General features: G+C 69.1%; 1 pseudogene. It reads left to right on the top strand.

Going from position 1 to position 230, the window contains the following annotated elements:
- Positions 1–230 (top strand): annotated as a pseudogene (locus tag KVT32_RS31885) (EamA family transporter); the annotation flags it as partial.

Here is a 230-nt window from a genome sequence, read left to right on the forward strand (position 1 = left end):
GGCGCCGTGCTGTGCGCGGCGCTGATGCACGCGGGCTGGAACGCCCTGGTCAAGGCGAAAGGAGTCCCCTTCCTCTCGGCCGTGCTGGTCACGGCCAGCGCCGGCCTGCTCTGCCTGCTGTTGCTACCCTTCCTGCCGCAGCCGGCGCCCGCCAGCTGGCCCTTCATTGGCGCCTCCAGCATCACCCAGGTGCTGTACTACGCGCCGCTGATGGAAACTTACCGCGATGG

It is taken from the genome of Achromobacter sp. GbtcB20 (assembly GCF_019091095.1).
Taxonomy (GTDB): Bacteria; Pseudomonadota; Gammaproteobacteria; order Burkholderiales; family Burkholderiaceae_B; genus Achromobacter; species Achromobacter mucicolens.